A 17,029-nucleotide genomic window follows, 5' to 3' on the forward strand; every position below is an offset into this window, starting at 1 on the left:
TAACCTCTCATTCGACGACGCCTTTAATATAATATTACTTAGCCAGGACCTTGCCGCGGACAGGAGAGGCGACATAATAAACGTAATGACATCTTTGGAGTATGAGAAACTTTACGGCAAGAAATATACCGATAAGAGAAGGATTAAACGTCTAAAGCTAAATTACGCGAAGCCATCAGTCGTCTTTAACGCGTTGGGGCAGTTAAAATCGGATGTGGGCAAGATAATAGTGGATGAGTCGAGCGGGACAGTTATACTTATAGATATACCTGAAAGATTAAAAGTGCTTGAAGAAGCCTTTAACAGGCTCGATCAGCCTCTTGATACCGCCGTCTTTGACCTTAAATACGCGAAGCCGGCCGATATTAAGGCCCATCTATCAAGCGCCATTACGCCCGGGTTAGGCGAGGTCTTTGTCGATGAAAAATCGGGAAAGATAGTGGTATCGGATATGCCGGACAAGATAGCGAAGATAAGAAACGTGATCAGGGCCTTCGATGCGGCCCCGCTGCAGGTATTCATAGAAGCCGAGATAGTGCAGCTTGTGCTCAATGATCAGTTTCAGCGGGGCGTAGACTGGAAGAAGATATTTGGCGATGAAGAATGGATAAAGTGGGCCAAGTTGACAGGGCTGACCCTGGTAGGGCTTTTCCCGGCCACGGGCACTTTTATAGACGGCGCTTTTCAGAAAGTTACAGTAGGCACCCTTGATGCCAATAAGTATACGGGCGTTCTTAAATTTTTACAGACATACGGCAACACCAAGACATTATCCCGCCCGCGTCTTGCCGTAGTGGATAATCAGGAAGCGAAGATAATGGTAGGCAAAAGAGACGCGTATGTGAGCCAGACCTTAAGCCAGGCACAAACAACCACGGTAACCTCGGAAAGCGTACAGTTCGTGGATGTAGGGGTAAAGTTAAATGTGGTACCCTCCATATCGAGCGATGGCTTCATAGTAATGAAGATAAAGCCGGAAGTCAGTACAGTGGAAAGTATCCTCACGACATACTTAAAGAGCCAGATACCCATCATCGCGACATCGGAGGCCGAAACGGTGGTAAAAGTAAAAGATGGCACCATGATAATGATAGCGGGGCTGATGAAAGAAGAGAACGTAGATGATATACAGGGCTGGCCTTATCTATCAAAGGTCAAAGTTCTGGACGCGGCTTTTGGTAATAGATCCACCCAGAGGAAGAATACCGAACTTATAATATTCATCACGCCTCATATAATAACGGGTGAAGCTCCCGTGGATGACCATACTATGGAGGATCTCTATCCGGCAGACGTTCTCCCCAGGCCGCTCAAAGAAGACCTTATAGATAAAAAAGTTGGAGAAATAGGAGCCAAAAAAGATAGACAGAATGCAAATAGCAAAAAAGAAGACATCGCTTCAAAGATGAAAGGGATAAAAAAATGAGAAATAAAGCATTTAGATTTATATGTTTTGTAATTTTTTTCTTTATGCTGGGGAGTGTAAATTTGTTCGCCGCCGATAAGGCATCGCTTGAAAAAGAGGTGGTAAAGCTGAAAGAGGAGAACGCGCTCTTAAGCTCTGAGCGGGCCGGCATGTACGAAGAATTAGGCATAGCGTATACTAAAGCAGGCCTTCTGGATGAAGCGATAGACGCTTATAAGAAGTCGTTATTTTATAATCCCAATAATGCCCAAATACACTATTATTTGGGGCTTCTTTACCAAAAGACAAGAAAAGACGTGGAAAAGGCCGTCTCCCATTTTAAAAGATATCTTTACCTTAATCCTGACGCCAAGAATAAGGATGAGGTAAGGTATTTGATAGAGATGGTGCAGAATAAAAGATAGAGGGGATAAGATGCCAAAAAAGAAGATAAATAAAAAAGATCAGGCCGTTTTTTACCTTATTGCCGGAATATCCGCGGCGCTTTCGATAATATTCTTTATCGGGCTTTCGGCTTTCTATGTGCAGAACATACGGCTCAAAAGTCATGAGGCCGCGCTGGAAAAGAACATAATTTCATTAAATGAGAACCTGCAGCAATGTCTTTTATCCGAAAAAGGCAGGACTAAAGCCGAGAATGACGCCGCGTCCTATCTTAAATGGAGATATGTGCTTAAAGATCAGGTTGATCAGACGGCCCGCATGTTTAATGACAGGATAAATACTATGAAGGGCGCAAAGAAGGACAAGTCTCTTACGGCCCTGTTGTATTATAATCTGGGGCTGGCCCATACTATAAACGCGGACTTCGCGCTTGCCCTGGATGCTTTCGAAGAGGCGATCAAGCTGGATCCGAGTTCCGGTTACAGTTATTACAATCTTGGATTGCTCTATTCAGCCTACAAAGATGATCCTAAGAAGGCCCTCGAATGCTATAAAAAATATATGGAAATATCCCCTAAGGGGTTATACGCGCAGACTGTAAAGGAAAGAATAAAGACGCTTGAGAGGTCAATGCCATGAAAGATAAAACTTTTTTAATAGTAGCGGCCGGGATAATAATAGTTTTAAGTATATTATGCGCTGTTTTTGTTCTTAATACCTATAATTTGAAAAATAAAGTTGCCCAGAGCAATAGTATTATAGGTAAGATAGAGTCCGAACTTGGCCGCGTGCGCGAGGAAAAAGAAGAGATAGCGCGCAAGAGCGAAAAACTCTCCTCCGATGCCGTTTCATACTTAGCGATAAATACAAAGCTGGCTGAAGAAAAAGATCAGTTGAATAAGAAACTGGAGGGCGCGCAGAAAATTATAGAAGCAAAAGAGGCGGATCTGCAGAGGTCGCAACAAAGGCTCAAGGACATAGAGAAAGAAGCCGTTACGGCTAAAAAAGCCAAAGATGACAAGCTGGCAAGAGAGAAGAGGTCTTTAGAGAAGAAGATAATCGCTACATCGGCAGCCATAAAAAAAGAGAGAGCGCTTTATCATTACAACTTAGGCGTGGCGTACGCGCAAGCCAAGCTTTATGATGAAGCGATAGAGGAATATGAAAAGTCGTTGGAATTTGACAGTGACAACGCGGACGCTCATTATAATTTAGGTATATTGTATGAGACGATTACCAGTGATGCCGAACGCGCGATGTCCCACTATAAAAAATATCTCGAAATTAATCCGCGGGCTGAAGATATTGATGAGGTAGCCGGCCGCATAAACAGGCTGAGTAAATGAGACATATTGTCACCGGGCTTGTTGCCCTTCTGATAATTTTGCTGATATTTATAGATGCGTACATTTTTATAGATAGCCAGATGTTAAAGAAGGCTATAGAGGCCAAGTCAAAAGAGCTTATACATAAAGTAAACGAAGATCAGAAGTTGATTAAAGAACGGATAGAGCGAATACACAAAGAAGATATGGCAGTTTTTTTTGAGAGATATAAAGAATTGGAAAAGGAAAAAAATAGAAGACGGGAAATGGAGAAAATTTTAAGCGATAAAAAAGTTAAATAAAATAAATTTGCCAAAACGAAAAACCGGTGGTATACTTATAGTAGAAGTAAGGAAAGTTAGTAATTAGGAAAAGGCAAACCCGTAGTAATACGGTGACGCAAAGCAGTGCGTCCGCCAAGTGCGGAACGGCAGGCTGCCAAAATTGCAAATATTGTTTCCCAGGCAAGGCAGCCTGGGATTTTTTTTCAAAATTTTGAAAAGTGCCACGCTGAAATGGTGTTTTAAATGACAAAAAGGAGATAGCAATGCCCAGAGTGCCACGCATATACATAGAAAACTCCATTTGCTACGTTACATCCCGGGGCGACCATGATGAGGTCATCTTTAGAGAGGGTGGTGACTATCAAATGTATCTGGAGTTATTAAAAAAGGCTAAAGAGCAATACAGGTTCAAGTTATTCGCGTTTTGCCTCCTTCCAAACCACCTGCACCTGCTCATAGAGCCGGATGATGAGGGCGCCATATCCCAGGTTATGCATGGCCTTAATTCGAATTATACAAAATACTTCAATGGCAAATATTCAAAGAGCGGCCATCTGTTTCAGGAAAGATACAAGATGGCGCTTATTGAAAAATCCCCGAATCTGTTGAATGTTACCGCTTATATACATTTAAATCCTAAGGCCCTGGGCATAGCCGCTGAAATTAAGGATTACCCCTATTCGAGTTACCCCGCTTACCTGAACGCGAAGACGGCCATTATAAATATAGGAGGAGAGGTAAGAGAGATATCGGGGTATCTTAGCGGAAAAAAATATGAAGATTTTATTTCCGGCATAGCGCTTGGCTTTTTGCAGGATCTCGGCAAAGAGCTGTCAAAAAGACCCATAATAGGATCCGATGAATTTGTGGAAAAGGTAAAGAATAAAATCGAGAGCGATAAATTAAGGGTCGCGGAAGGTTCGCTCTCCGGCTCCATGTTCGGTATTATGTCCGGCAGGAAATTTCTCGCGGCATCGGGTGTGGCAATTGTCCTGCTCGGGGCATTGACATTTTATCTTTATTCAAGGGCATCGGCATTCAAGGACAACCTTAAGAATAAGGAATCCGAATTCAGCGGCCGGTTATTAAAAGCTAAAGACGATCTTAAGAAAGATCTTGAAGGAAAATATCGCGCGGATATGGTCTCTTTTGAGGCGATGACAAAACGTCTTGAGATGGAGAAGCAAAAGGCCGGGGAGCTGGAAGAGCAGCTTAAATCCCAACAGCCTTAAAAAATCAGAAAGAAGATGATTACCATGAAGACAAATTTAATTGCAAAGAGGGCGTTTTCAGGTTTCGTGGTGACATGTTTTATGCTCTTCTCCTCCTTGTATATATGGGCCGCCTATTCCCAATGGACCGACTCGAACTGGGCCCCTACAAGCACTTATGTATACAAAACCGCCGCTATAAATACGTCCGGTCCGGGACTTAAGATTGATCCCGAAGTCGTGCCTGTTACAGATAGTGCCGCGAGCGATTTTTTAAAAGGTACGAAGGGTCCTAATGTAATGATAGCTGGAAGTCCCGATGCCAGCCTTGAACTTGCGCCCACAGTGGATCCTTTTCCCGCCACTCTCGGGCAATGGGGCGAGTTGCCGTCTATACCTGCCCCGGGCGTCTACACGCGTTATATGAGGATGGGCGATTATATATATTGCATATTTGCCTCTGGAGACGGCAGGCAATTCGGCAGGATAAAGATAAGTGATATGTCGGATCCCGCAAAATTTCCGAAATGGGAGTTTTTGGAGCCCCTGCCTGTGGGGGTATCGGCAGGCACCGCCGTTACTAATGACGGTGAGTATATATATGTATTGCGCGGCAGCGGTTCAAAAGAGGTTTATTTCTACCTTCCTCCGGAAATTACCGACCCGGATCCAGGTGATACCAAATTTCCATTCCTCTCTCCCGGTCCGGGCGAGTGGAAGAAATTTGGTACCGATACAATTCGTCTTACACAGGCTGCCAATGTTGGAGCGGATATTGCGCATACAGGTAGTCCTCTGTCTACAAAAAACGGTTATCTATATGTATTGAGCGGGGGAGATTCAAGTATATACTCCCGGTATGACCCCAACGGCATTCTTAGTAATCTATGGGGAGGCCGCGCCGGGCTGACCGGTATTTTGGTTAATAGCGGAGCAAGTTTGTCCGTCAAGCCAGGCGATAATTATATCTATGCTTCGATACCGAATACGAATAACATTAGGAAATATACAATTACCGATAATGTCTGGGCAACGAATATGCCTCCATTGCCTGTGGATACCGCAGGCCATTCGCCGAGTTTTACGAGAGGCGCCAGGATATATTATCCCGGCTCCGGCGAATATTTATATGCATGCGGCATTTCAGAGACTTATGTGGGCCCTTACTACACGACAAAAACAAACCGCGGATTTTATAGATTTGGCCCTATTACCGGGACGCCGGCCTGGACACGTCTGGATGACTTACCCGCCCAGCTTTCAGAATATGGTTTCGTGATATACGATCCTGATATTGGCACCGCGAGTGAAGGCACGCGGCTGCATCTCGTTTCAGGGAAAAATTATACACGTCCGTGGGAATACAGCGTTACAAATAGTAAATGGAATACCCTTTCACAGGCGCCTCTTAGGAAAAATGGCATGGCATTGATCTCTCCAGGCCCCGGCAGCGACTATCTCTATTATGTGCCGGCAGATACAACTAATAATTTTTTCCGCTACACGATCTCCCGTAATAGATGGGAAGAGTTGAAGTCTTTGCCGGATAATATCGGCTCTGCCGGAAACCGTATCACGTATCTCAACGGATATGTATATTGCTTGCAGGGAAATAACAATAGTGGTTTCTGGCGTTACGATGTCAGTCAAGCTCCTGGAGCTGATAGCTGGGACATATCCCTTCCTCCCTTTCCTCTTACAGCGGGCGGCGGATCCGGAATAGTCGGTGTCAGATCGGGGGGCAATGATTATATATACGCCTTGCGCGCAAGCGGTACCAATACTTTTTATAGGTATGGTGTTACCAGCCAGGCATGGGAACCAATGGCAAATGCGCTGAATGTGTTTAGTGGGAACGGTATGGTATATCCGGGTTATCAGGAATCAGATGGCTATACCTATATATATGCCTCGTCAGATGGTGGTAGCGGCAACTTCTATAGATATGGGCCTATAGAGGAGGACGTGGATGGAAATGGGGATGGCGTTATAGGCCAATGGCAGGCGAGAGCGCCGACTCTGTTTGGGAATGGAGCCGGATTTATGGGTATAGGAGCCCACTTATATTATGTAGGCGAAGGAAAGATACGCGCTTCTCTTAAAAGTGGTACCTCTCAAAATCTTGTCTATTACATCGATACAAATATCTGGGAACTTAAAGAGCCCCTTCCATTTTATGATGGTATCAGCGCGCTTACTTCAGATGAGACAAGCATCTATGCTCTTTATGGTTATAGCGATGGCGGGTTCGCCAGATTTGATCTGGCCGGCCAATCATGGAATGAACCTGTGGTAAGCAGACATGGCTCTATCGCAGGTAATGCCGTAAGTGATAAGGATAAGAATATATATTTCGCATATGGGTACACCTGGTATAACACAGGTATGGATGCCTGGCATATATGGGTCTATTCACCGTCTTTAAGGCGCTGGACAGGTCTGATGAGGTGTCCTTTCTGGATAGCCAAAGGCACAAAGGCTGCCTATCTACAGGGTAAGAACGCTCTATTTATTACAAAAGGATCCGGATCAACCAAGCTTTATAAATATGATGTATCCTCGGGTCAATGGAGCGACTGCAACCCCGGAGACAGATTTTATGCCAATACACAGGTATGCGCAGGATATACAGAGAACGGCACTATGGAGGCAGTATATGCCGTAGGAGGACCGAGTGGCAATACCCTATATATGTATTCTCCGGATGCGGATAGCTGGACATCGCTTATTACAGGGTTGCAGGTTTCTACCAAGCAATCTAATGTTATGGCGTATGTAAACGGTAAGATTTATGTGATAGCATTGGGGACCGGGGATCTTTACGCTTTCGATGGAACCAGCTGGGAACCGAAGGGGAAAATAGGGGGCGCAAATCCGGTATCTACGGATGAAGGCTGCGCTTTATTCAATAAGTCCGGTTCTAATTACCTGTATTGCATACCGTCATCTCCATCCGATTTATTTTTAAGATATGATACAACTGCGCAGACGTGGAGCCAGCTTAAGTCTCTCCCAGCTATACCATCGCCCCTACAGCAGTTTACCAGTATAGCGGCTACCAGCATAGTGGATACAGGGGAAGATTGGTTATACGCGTATAACGCGACATGGGGTGAGAATTTTATACGTTATCACACCGTAAAAGATACATGGGACACATCGAAGTTTTTACCGTCAGCCCCACGGTCCGGCAGCGCGATGTGCGGTTACAACGGTTATATTTATTATATTAGCGGAGATGCATCGGGTACTTTTTATCGTTATGATATAGCCGGTGATGCGTGGGATTCGTTATCTTCCTCCCCACAAATATTTTCAAATAGTGGAGTCAGCATGGCGGTATCAACTTATAGCGGCGAGCGCGCCATATATGTGACAGGCGGCGAAAATCAGACGGGATTTTATAGATATGACATCCCTGCCAATACATGGACGACGCTTAGCTCTCCAGGGACATTTGGCGCCGGCAATGCCTTGACTGCGGTAGGGGGATATATTTATGCGCTCAAGGGTGGCGGCACGGTTTTGTGGAAATATAATATAGCAACTGGGACATGGGATGCAACAGCATATACTGTGCCTTCAGTAGGATCGGGCGGCAGTATAGTTTATCCCGGTTCCGGCGATTGGGCATATATTTTATTGGGCAACAATACCCCTACCTTATACAAGTATCATTGTACAGCTGGAAATTCGGTTAAGATCAGGGACTGTCCTGTGAATGTCAGAGAAGCACAGTCTAAGATGGTCTACCCGGGATTTGGAAATTATATGTATTATTTACAGGGAATTTCTTTTTCTACTACCGATGATTCATCCGTATTTTTAAGGTATTCCATGACTGCGGATTCATGGGAAGAGCTTATCCCTACGTCTTTTACCAGTAAAACTCCTGCGGCATTGGCTTGCGCCGACGGGACAAATTTCTATATATTTCAGTCCCCATATAGCAGGTTGTCCAGCTACAAAGCCTTTTCAATAGGCGAATATGTATCCGATATGAAGGAGGTTGGTAACCATGATGGCTGGGGTAATGTAAGCTGGGACGCCAACGGTTTACAGATGATGGATATAAGGGCCCGGTCGGGAAATGACGCCAATCTTAACGACGCCGTCGAGTGGCGTCTGGCGCCGTCCATCCAGAATCCCGTTGATTTGGATGCCTTAAGTTCCATGCGCGTTGCGGACAGGTATTTTCAATATAGGGTCGTTTTAGCTACCGACAAACTAAGCGAGACCCCGCAATTACAATCGATAAATTTCGATTATGAAAGATATGGCTACACCACGCAGGAGATTATCTCGCGCGTATTCGATTCCGGGCGTGCGAATAATCGTATTATGTCCATAAAGTGGAGTGAAACTCTTCCTGTAGGCACTGACATACGTTTCCAGATGAGGACGGCTTCTACCGCAGCCGGTTTAACGGATATTAATACACCTCCCTGGCTGGGGCCCGGCGGAACGCAAGTTTTTAATTATCCGTTTGACAGCGCGGTATCCTATGAAAAAGACGACCATATTAAGCTCGATGAAACAGCAGGTGTGGCCAGGCTCTATAAAGATCTCGAGGACCATCCTTATTCTCACGCGCTTACCCTTTATAATAAGACAGCAACCGATCTAACTAACCAGATAGTGTCTGTCCACATACCTTCTTCATATGAGCATTTTTGGCAGCATATCCGCCCTGACGGCGCAGATGTAAGGTTTCACGATGGGGCCAGCAAGATAAGCTATTTAACAAGTTCATTTGATTTCGCGAACAAGGCCGCCTGGTTTAACATAAGGGCCACTGTGCCAGCCGGCGGTTCAAAGACGATATATATGGTTTATGGTAACGGCCAGCCTGTCTCGGAATCAGACGTTTCTTTAAGAGACTATAGTTCGTTTACTACTCACCCGACCCTTAGGGCGTGGTGGGATTTTGAAGATGACACCCACAATACGTATGCGGACGATACCGGTTCCGTGGACGGTGTCAACAATAAACTAAACTTTCAACCGGTTCCGCCGACAGTGTCCCCGGAACGGATATCAACAGGCATTTTCGGATCTAAAGCTGTGAGCCTGGACGGGGTGCGTGATTATATGGTGACAGATCTTAGTCCTAATTTTACGTATACAGGCGGGAGTAAAACATTATCTTTCTGGATAAGGCCTAAACCTGATCCTGATGGCGGTAGGATCATATCGGTTGTAAATCCTTATAATATAATAATCATGTTCGAAAACCCGAATACAGGAAAGCTGAATATCCGTGTGGGTAATGGGGATATTGACAATGTCTTTAGCAGAAGCACTTCGAAGGCCCTTCCGTTTGATAATGCCTGGCATCATGTGGCCCTTGTCTTAAGCCCTGACAAGACTGTAAAAGTCTATATGGACGGACAAGTAACGGATACATGGAGCCAAGCCGTAACTTCATGGAGCCAATTCCTTCCCCCCATTAATCCTAATTCTACCACTAAACTTACGGTGGGTAATGTGTATCCTCTTGATTACGGTGCTGGTTTCCCGCAGTATTATTACACCGGAGACATAGATTTTATTTCGGTGTTTGAAACAAATTTTCAGGAAAAAGAGATAAAAGACTTGTATGTGGGAGCTGATACCAAGAACCGGTTCGGCTTGGTCGTAAAAGAAGAGTCCGTCAACCAACCGGTCCCAACCGGTTATCCCGGGGCGGGAAATATCTTTTATTACAGGGTGCCTATAATACTGGACAATTCCGGCAAGCCAGCCAAGCCGGGTCTTAGCCTGATAGATATAAATCTTGACGGTTGGTCTGAATACTGGACGCATACAAAAGGCACGAGAAAAGATATGATGGTTACAAATTCTGATGGTGTTACAGTTTTGGGCGCTAATTGCGATCCCGAGAACTACAATTTCGAAGCAAAGACAGCGAAAGTTACAATAGAAATCCCGGCACTTGCTGCCGATGAAATAAAAACCATTTATTTCTATTACGGTAATAGCGCTACCCTCACGACAACTATCAAAAACTATAGCATAGGCAGCCCCCGTAATTTTACGGGTAAGGTAATCCATCCATATACTGATGTCGCGGCAAATAATTTTGGGGCAGGTAATTACTACACGGACAACCCAGTGGTCCAGCCTATATACGGTGTCTTCTATGACAGTGATGACGACATTAACCTATTCAGCGAGGTCGCTAACAAGCCGGCCACTACAGACATAAGATACCAGATTTCACGGGATGGGTATAACTGGTATTGGTGGGATGGTTCGGCCTGGAGCAAAACCGATATGGGCTATAGCCAGACAAATAACGCCGCCGAAATAAATTTACATCTGGCGCAGTTCCAGACAATGCAGGGCTTCTCTTCGGGCGAACTCTCCTATCGCGCCTGGCTACATTCTGATGACGGGTCCTTCACGCCTTCTCTGGACAAGGTAGCGGTGGGTCTGGTAACAGGCGAAACATACTATACCGACGCGTCCGGCATGGAAAAGATAAACGATCTCCATTCAAAGTATGTAGGCGATGACCGGTATATGCAGTATAAGGCTATACTCTATTCGCAGGGCAAAACAACGCCCGTATTAAACAGTGTTACCATAGATTATATCGAACCGGTCATAGCGGTCACTTCTCCCGCTCTGAACGAAGAGTGGCCTATCGGCAGTTCGCAGACGATAAGATGGACAGCGCCGGGCCTGGAGGATACGACAGGCGGGGTAAAGATAGAGTATTGGTCTAATAAAATCAATAATTGGGAAACGATAGCCGCCGCTGCCGAGAATGACGGTGAATATTCATGGCCTGTCAGCGACGATCCTAACCTATCATCTTATGTCAGGGTAACATCCAACGATGTTGGGGCCATTAGCGGGACATCGGGGAAATTTATTATAAAAGGCTTGATTATGACATCTCCTGTTGGAGGCGAGATCTGGGAGGCGGGCACCACTACCCATAATATAACATGGGACTCTTTTGGCACCGGCGGGTTACCGGAAAATCCACTGCTCAGGATCTTATATTCTATTGATAGCGGAGCGACATATCCGCCGTCTAACCTTATCGCCAGCAACCAGGAAGATGATGGTGTTCTTGAGTGGGCCATTCCCCCGGCGCTGCAGTCCGATAATGTCCGGGTGCGCATTGTGCTCCAGCAGAACGAGCAGGTAATAACTGAATCAAAAACGGACTTTGGGGTCGTGCCGCATCCTCAAATCACGATCGAAAGCCCTGCCGGCGGAGAAAAATGGATAGCGGGGTTAAGCTATGAAATAAATTGGAAGACGAATACCCAGCAATTCGCGCCAATATTCATATTGGAATATTCGGTTGACGGAGGCGTTACATGGCCTTACACGGTCGATCCGGTGGCAGGCGCGCAGTATCTCATCGCTGAAGTTAATTCAGGAGCCATGGCTACCCCGGCCAATCCCAATAATGATTTGATAGGAACCTATAACTGGTCGGTCCCTAATGAGGTATCTTCTAATGTAAAAGTGAGGGTCAGTGAGAAGACCGTCCCGGCCAATAGAGATACTAATATAAAAGTAATATCACCGCCATCCGAAAGTTTCGAGATAGCGGAACCATCCATAACTGTTACGGCACCCAACGGAGGCGAGGTCTGGGTTGTTGGCGACTCAAAGATGATAGAATGGCAGAATCAGGGGATTGTCGGCACTTCGTTCAGCATAAAATGGTCGCGTGATGATTTTAATTCGGTTGAGAATTCGGGTGACGTGACACCTGATGTCCCAAGTGCCTCCGGAAGTTTCCTCTGGCCGATACCTTCCGAAGTTATTCCTGCGGGAGAGACAGAGGCAATGGTAAAGATAAGGATAGTCGATAATAGCAAAGATACCCGTTATGACGATTCCCAAGAGGCGTTCAAAATTCTGGCTAATCCTAAAATTAAAATACTTTGGCCAGATGGCGGCGAGGCGCTCACGGCGGGTGTTAGATATAATATTACCTGGGAAACAACCGGAAAACTGGCGGACGACGCAAAGTATGACCTATATTACTCTACAACAGAGGTTGTTAATTGGCAGCCTCTGCAAGGTGCTACCCAGGTTGGCGTAAATAAAACTACGCATATAGGGACATTCCAGGACTTTTTTCCGCTTACCGTAACAAATCATGGCAGGATAAGAGTGGAAAGCCATAATAAGGATGCGTCAGGCAATCCGTTATATGTAGCCGAATCCGAGAATGCTTTCACCGTTAGTGAGCCTGTGATTGAATTGACTTCGCCTGCTGGCGGAGAGAGCTGGTTCGCGACAGGTGCATATGATATAACATGGAATACCATAGGTGACATTAAGAATGACAGCGTAGTCATTGAATATGCGATAGATAACGGCGCCTGGCAGACTGTATCGCCCGCTCCGGCGCCGGCCGAGATAGCGGCAAAATCTTATCAATGGCGTGTCCCCAATAATATCGGCTCTACCTTTAAGATACGCATAACCGATAACTATTGGGTGGGACAAGGGTACAATGTCACCGATACATCTACCGGTAATGTAATATCCCCAACAATAATGATAACACAGCCTACCCCGGACTATTATTGGGTAATCGGAGTACAGGGTACGGTCTCCTGGACCACGACGGGCGGTGAGACAGGCGCTATAAAGAAATTAAGGGTCCGGTGCATAGCCGATGCCTCGCATACATATATTATCGGAGAAGTTACAGATCCGGCTGTCATAGCATCCAATGCCGGCAGCCTTAACTGGACGGTCCCGGCGGATGCCCCTGATTCAAAAGGCGCGAATAAAGCCATTATAGAGATATCCGATACGGATCCTGATGGAGTCGGTGTTATCAAGACGGGGGAATTTAATATTAAAGCCCCTTCTTTCCTGATAAATGAGCCTTCTTTGAGGCCTTCCTGGAAAGTCGGGACGCCGCACACTATAAGCTGGACTGACCTCGGCAGTATTCAGTATCCCGTGAAGGTATTTTGTCGTACCAGTGGAGGCGCTACGGTCTATCTGGGGCAGGTTGATAATCCGGGGGCAGCATATTCGTGGAATGTCTTTGATAATCCCGGTGGCACAAGCATCCCAATCGGAACATCGTATATAATCCTCGAAGATTCACATACGCCTCCTATTGTCACAAAATGGGATGACCCTATCCTAAGAGAAGGCCTGTTTTACGTTGAGGCGCCGAGGATAAATGTTTCCACGCCATCCGGCGTAAAATGGACGGAAACCGATACGCAAACCATATCCTGGGCGGCCGAAGGCAAGATGATGGGCAATATAAAAGTTGAATGGTCGAAGCCTGTCGGCGGAGTGGAGCAGATCCAGAGCCCTCCGATTGCCAGTGGACTTGCGGCGGATATCACAGAGGCGCAGTGGGTTAACATTCCGCCCGAGGCGGTAGGCAGTCAGGTGCGATTAATAGTAACGGATGTGGATTCGCCGTGGGGAGTAAAAGGTTCATCCGCTCTTTTTACGGTATTCGCGATCCCTGAATTTACGTTTTTGAAGATTTGTGATCCCGCGACAGGGGAAGAAGTCGATAAGATGCGCATAGGTAACACGTATAAGATAAAATGGGACGATAACAACGGCGCTTTCAGCAATAGCCTGGAACTCGATTACTTTACCCAGGCGGAAGGATGGCGCGACATTGCAGGCGCTTCTCCTATTCCAAACCAGAAGGAATTTTTATGGAAAGTCCCTGACATCGGCATTACGCCATGCGCGAACGCACAGGTGAAAATATCCGATACTACGCCATGGCAGTCGGGAAATCCCAACGTGACTACGCTTGAATCAACCGTGCTTCCGCTCGTCCGGCCCGTTTTTGAAAACGTAATAGTCGCTAAAAACGCCTCCTCTAATGTCCATGAACAGTATATCGCATATGGTGAGAGCCCTGTCATTAAGTGGCAATCCGATGGACATATAAACGAGAATGCCGTCCGTATCCGGCTTATTACCGAAACACAGGATATAACAATCGGTTCGAACCTTGCCGATGCCGGTAGTCACGCCGGGTGGATAATGCCCGATATCCCGGTAAGCAGCCAGGCGAAGATTTTAGTAGAGGATGTTGTGGCGGATTATGGCGGCATAAAGGTCATCGATGAATCAGCAGTATTCAATATTATTACAAAGCCTGAACTTAGACTTCTTTCTCCTGATGGGGCCGAGGACTACGTTATAGATAAGGACACTATCCCGATTACATGGGAATCAAAAGGATTGACCGTTGATAATGTGAAGATAGAGATGTCCGCGAATGATTTTGAAACCGCGTATACTATCGTTGATTCGACTCCTAACGACGGGAGTTTCAACTGGTATATCATGAATGATCCCAATGTGCCCGCAGGCACCCATGTTAAGATAAGGGTCAGTATGGTCGGCAGGGAAGCGGGAGTTCGTGATGAGTCAAATAATTATTTTACAATCAGAAGCGGTTTTGACATAAGCTCGCCGTCAAAAGACATGGAAGAGGTATGGATGACGAACGAAGAAAAAGAGATACGCTGGCAGACAAGAGGGAGTATCCCCAAAGTCAGCGTCTTCTATAGTATAGACGGCGGCGCTAACTTTATCCGTATAACCGGTCCTGAAGGCATAGACAATACAGGTGTCTTTCTCTGGAAAGTACCGAATGAGCGCACGGACCAGGAGCTCCCTGCAGATCCGTCCAAAAAAGTCATCATAAGGATCGGGGAATGGGTTGCCGCGGATCCGTATATTTCAGATTTGATCAAGAATGACTCGAATACTTTCGAGATATCGTGGTATACAATAAAATTCTATATTATCGACAAGGATACGTATGATAACCTGAAGAGTCTGACCATAGAATGCAACGCGGATGCCGCGCAGAACTTCCCTGAATGGAAAGTCCTGGATTTCTCCGTAAATTCGCCCATATCGCACGAATTCCCTTACGGGACATTCTTGACAACATGGAATACCAAACCCACGGCCCAGGGCGTGCCGGACTATTTTACAAGGACAGTTGAGGTAAAAGCGGATGCCGCTACCGCCGCGAAAGGTGTAATTGTGGATATGGAGAACAGGATTTCCGCCACGATAGAATGGCATGTCCTTCTCTCTACTTCCTACATGGCGGAAACGGATAAGATGGAGATGTCTACATGGCTCGAACGCAGAGGCCGCCTTGTGGAACCAAAATTCATAGATACAAATGAAGATGGCGTGGCCGATACCATTGTAAAGGACGATTTTAAGGGGGTAACAATTTCTGTGTATGATTATGATACAGATACCCTGTTAAAACAATTTACGGCTATCCTGCCCGACGACAGAGGTGTTTACAAATTTACGTGGGACAATACCGGTTTACAGGCGGGTAAGACATATTTTGTCAAGGCCGCTTTTATCTATGGCGAGAATACATATACTTCAGGCTCATCGCTTGAAGTAACACAGGCAAAGAAACAACTGGAAGCGGCCCAACAGCTCGATACAATAGAGTCCCAGACAACAGTAATACAGGCGCAGACAACGGCCATACAGACCGCGGTAGAGCAGACGCTTCCGCAGAAGATCACCGAAGCGACGGGCGCTATAGAGAAGAAGGTAGACGCTACGAAGGAAGAGCTGAAGAAAGATACAGCCAGGATAATGACGGCCACGGAACAGACTATTCCCGCGCAGATCACGGAAAAAGTGGAGTCCGTTTTAAGGTCGGAGATCTTAAATAGGGAAAGCACGGTGCGCCTGGGTCAGAAACTCATGGTTCGATACCGGACTTATGCCGGGTTAGCTCCTGTAATGGACGTGTATAATCCATATAATTTGCTTGTGATATCCCAGGCTCCGATGGTTGAAGTCGCGGGTTCGCCGGGTATCTATGAATATGAGATATTAATGGCGTACGGTTGGAATGTGGGCGACTATACGATAGTATGTTCCGAGCCAACTAAGGGCACCATGGATGCCTTGCTTATATCCGTGATCAGGACAGACTTGGAAGAAGTCGCCAGCCAGGTAGCCACAATCATGGGAACGACCACAAGCCTGTCCAACCTTAAAGACGTGGCGGATACATTAAACAGTCAATTTAGTATCATAGAATCGGCGCTCGGCAAAATAAGTACCGACCTGGTGGATAAGGTGAAAGAGGTCGCGTCCAGCGCCAATGACATCGAATCGGTATATAGCCAGCTTGTAAATATAGGTAAAGAGCTTAAGACCCTCGGCGCCAACCAGGATGTGAATTTGAGTAAACTGCTCGAGGTCTCCAAAGAGAAGAGCCAGGATATCAAATATCTTAAGAATAAAACGCAGCAATTGAAAGCCGCCATGGAAATTAATACCAAGATGGTGGATAATATAGCTCATAAGCCCGTTACGCAGACATGGTTCGAATATAAATAGGAAAAATATCTAACCAGGTTAGATACT

7 protein-coding genes and 1 riboswitch are annotated in these 17,029 nt (G+C 46.0%); all 7 genes read left to right on the forward strand.

Features of this window, described 5'->3' with window-relative positions:
• A partial coding sequence (locus Q8R38_03500) for a secretin N-terminal domain-containing protein (protein MDP3791092.1) occupies positions 1-1,426 on the forward strand: 1,426 nt, incomplete at its 5' end.
• A complete protein-coding gene (locus tag Q8R38_03505; protein MDP3791093.1) occupies positions 1,423-1,830 on the forward strand; it encodes a tetratricopeptide repeat protein in 408 nt (135 codons plus the stop codon). The genes Q8R38_03500 and Q8R38_03505, both read left to right, overlap by 4 nt.
• Positions 1,831-1,840: 10 nt before the next feature.
• The gene (locus tag Q8R38_03510; protein MDP3791094.1) at positions 1,841-2,449 is read left to right on the forward strand and encodes a tetratricopeptide repeat protein; all 609 of its coding nucleotides are present in this window, start codon (positions 1,841-1,843) and stop codon (positions 2,447-2,449) included.
• The gene (locus tag Q8R38_03515) at positions 2,446-3,156 is read left to right on the forward strand and encodes a tetratricopeptide repeat protein (protein ID MDP3791095.1); all 711 of its coding nucleotides are present in this window, start codon (positions 2,446-2,448) and stop codon (positions 3,154-3,156) included. The genes Q8R38_03510 and Q8R38_03515 overlap by 4 nt, the downstream gene beginning before the upstream one ends.
• Positions 3,153-3,437, forward strand: coding sequence for a hypothetical protein (locus Q8R38_03520; GenBank protein ID MDP3791096.1), 285 nt, complete (start codon positions 3,153-3,155; stop codon positions 3,435-3,437). Before Q8R38_03515 ends, Q8R38_03520 begins: the two co-directional genes overlap by 4 nt.
• 62 nt (positions 3,438-3,499) lie before the next feature.
• Positions 3,500-3,578, forward strand: a riboswitch (cyclic di-GMP riboswitch).
• A gap of 104 nt (positions 3,579-3,682) precedes the next feature.
• Positions 3,683-4,651, forward strand: coding sequence for a transposase (locus Q8R38_03525; GenBank protein ID MDP3791097.1), 969 nt, complete (start codon positions 3,683-3,685; stop codon positions 4,649-4,651).
• Positions 4,652-4,675: 24 nt separating this feature from the next.
• Positions 4,676-17,002: a DUF2341 domain-containing protein gene (locus Q8R38_03530; protein MDP3791098.1), complete on the forward strand. Its 12,327-nt coding sequence runs from the start codon at positions 4,676-4,678 to the stop codon at positions 17,000-17,002.
• The last annotated feature ends 27 nt before the right edge of the window (positions 17,003-17,029 follow it).

The sequence above is a fragment of the Candidatus Omnitrophota bacterium genome, assembly GCA_030695905.1.
Classification (GTDB): Bacteria; Omnitrophota; Gorgyraeia; order 2-01-FULL-45-10; family 2-01-FULL-45-10; genus CAZHPY01.

Coding starts and splice junctions, on each gene's coding strand:
- Q8R38_03505 (MDP3791093.1), top strand. CDS start 1,423: ATGAGAAATAAAGCATTTAGATTTATATGTTTTGTAATTTTTTTCTTT.
- Q8R38_03510 (MDP3791094.1), top strand. CDS start 1,841: ATGCCAAAAAAGAAGATAAATAAAAAAGATCAGGCCGTTTTTTACCTT.
- Q8R38_03515 (MDP3791095.1), top strand. CDS start 2,446: ATGAAAGATAAAACTTTTTTAATAGTAGCGGCCGGGATAATAATAGTT.
- Q8R38_03520 (MDP3791096.1), top strand. CDS start 3,153: ATGAGACATATTGTCACCGGGCTTGTTGCCCTTCTGATAATTTTGCTG.
- Q8R38_03525 (MDP3791097.1), top strand. CDS start 3,683: ATGCCCAGAGTGCCACGCATATACATAGAAAACTCCATTTGCTACGTT.
- Q8R38_03530 (MDP3791098.1), top strand. CDS start 4,676: ATGAAGACAAATTTAATTGCAAAGAGGGCGTTTTCAGGTTTCGTGGTG.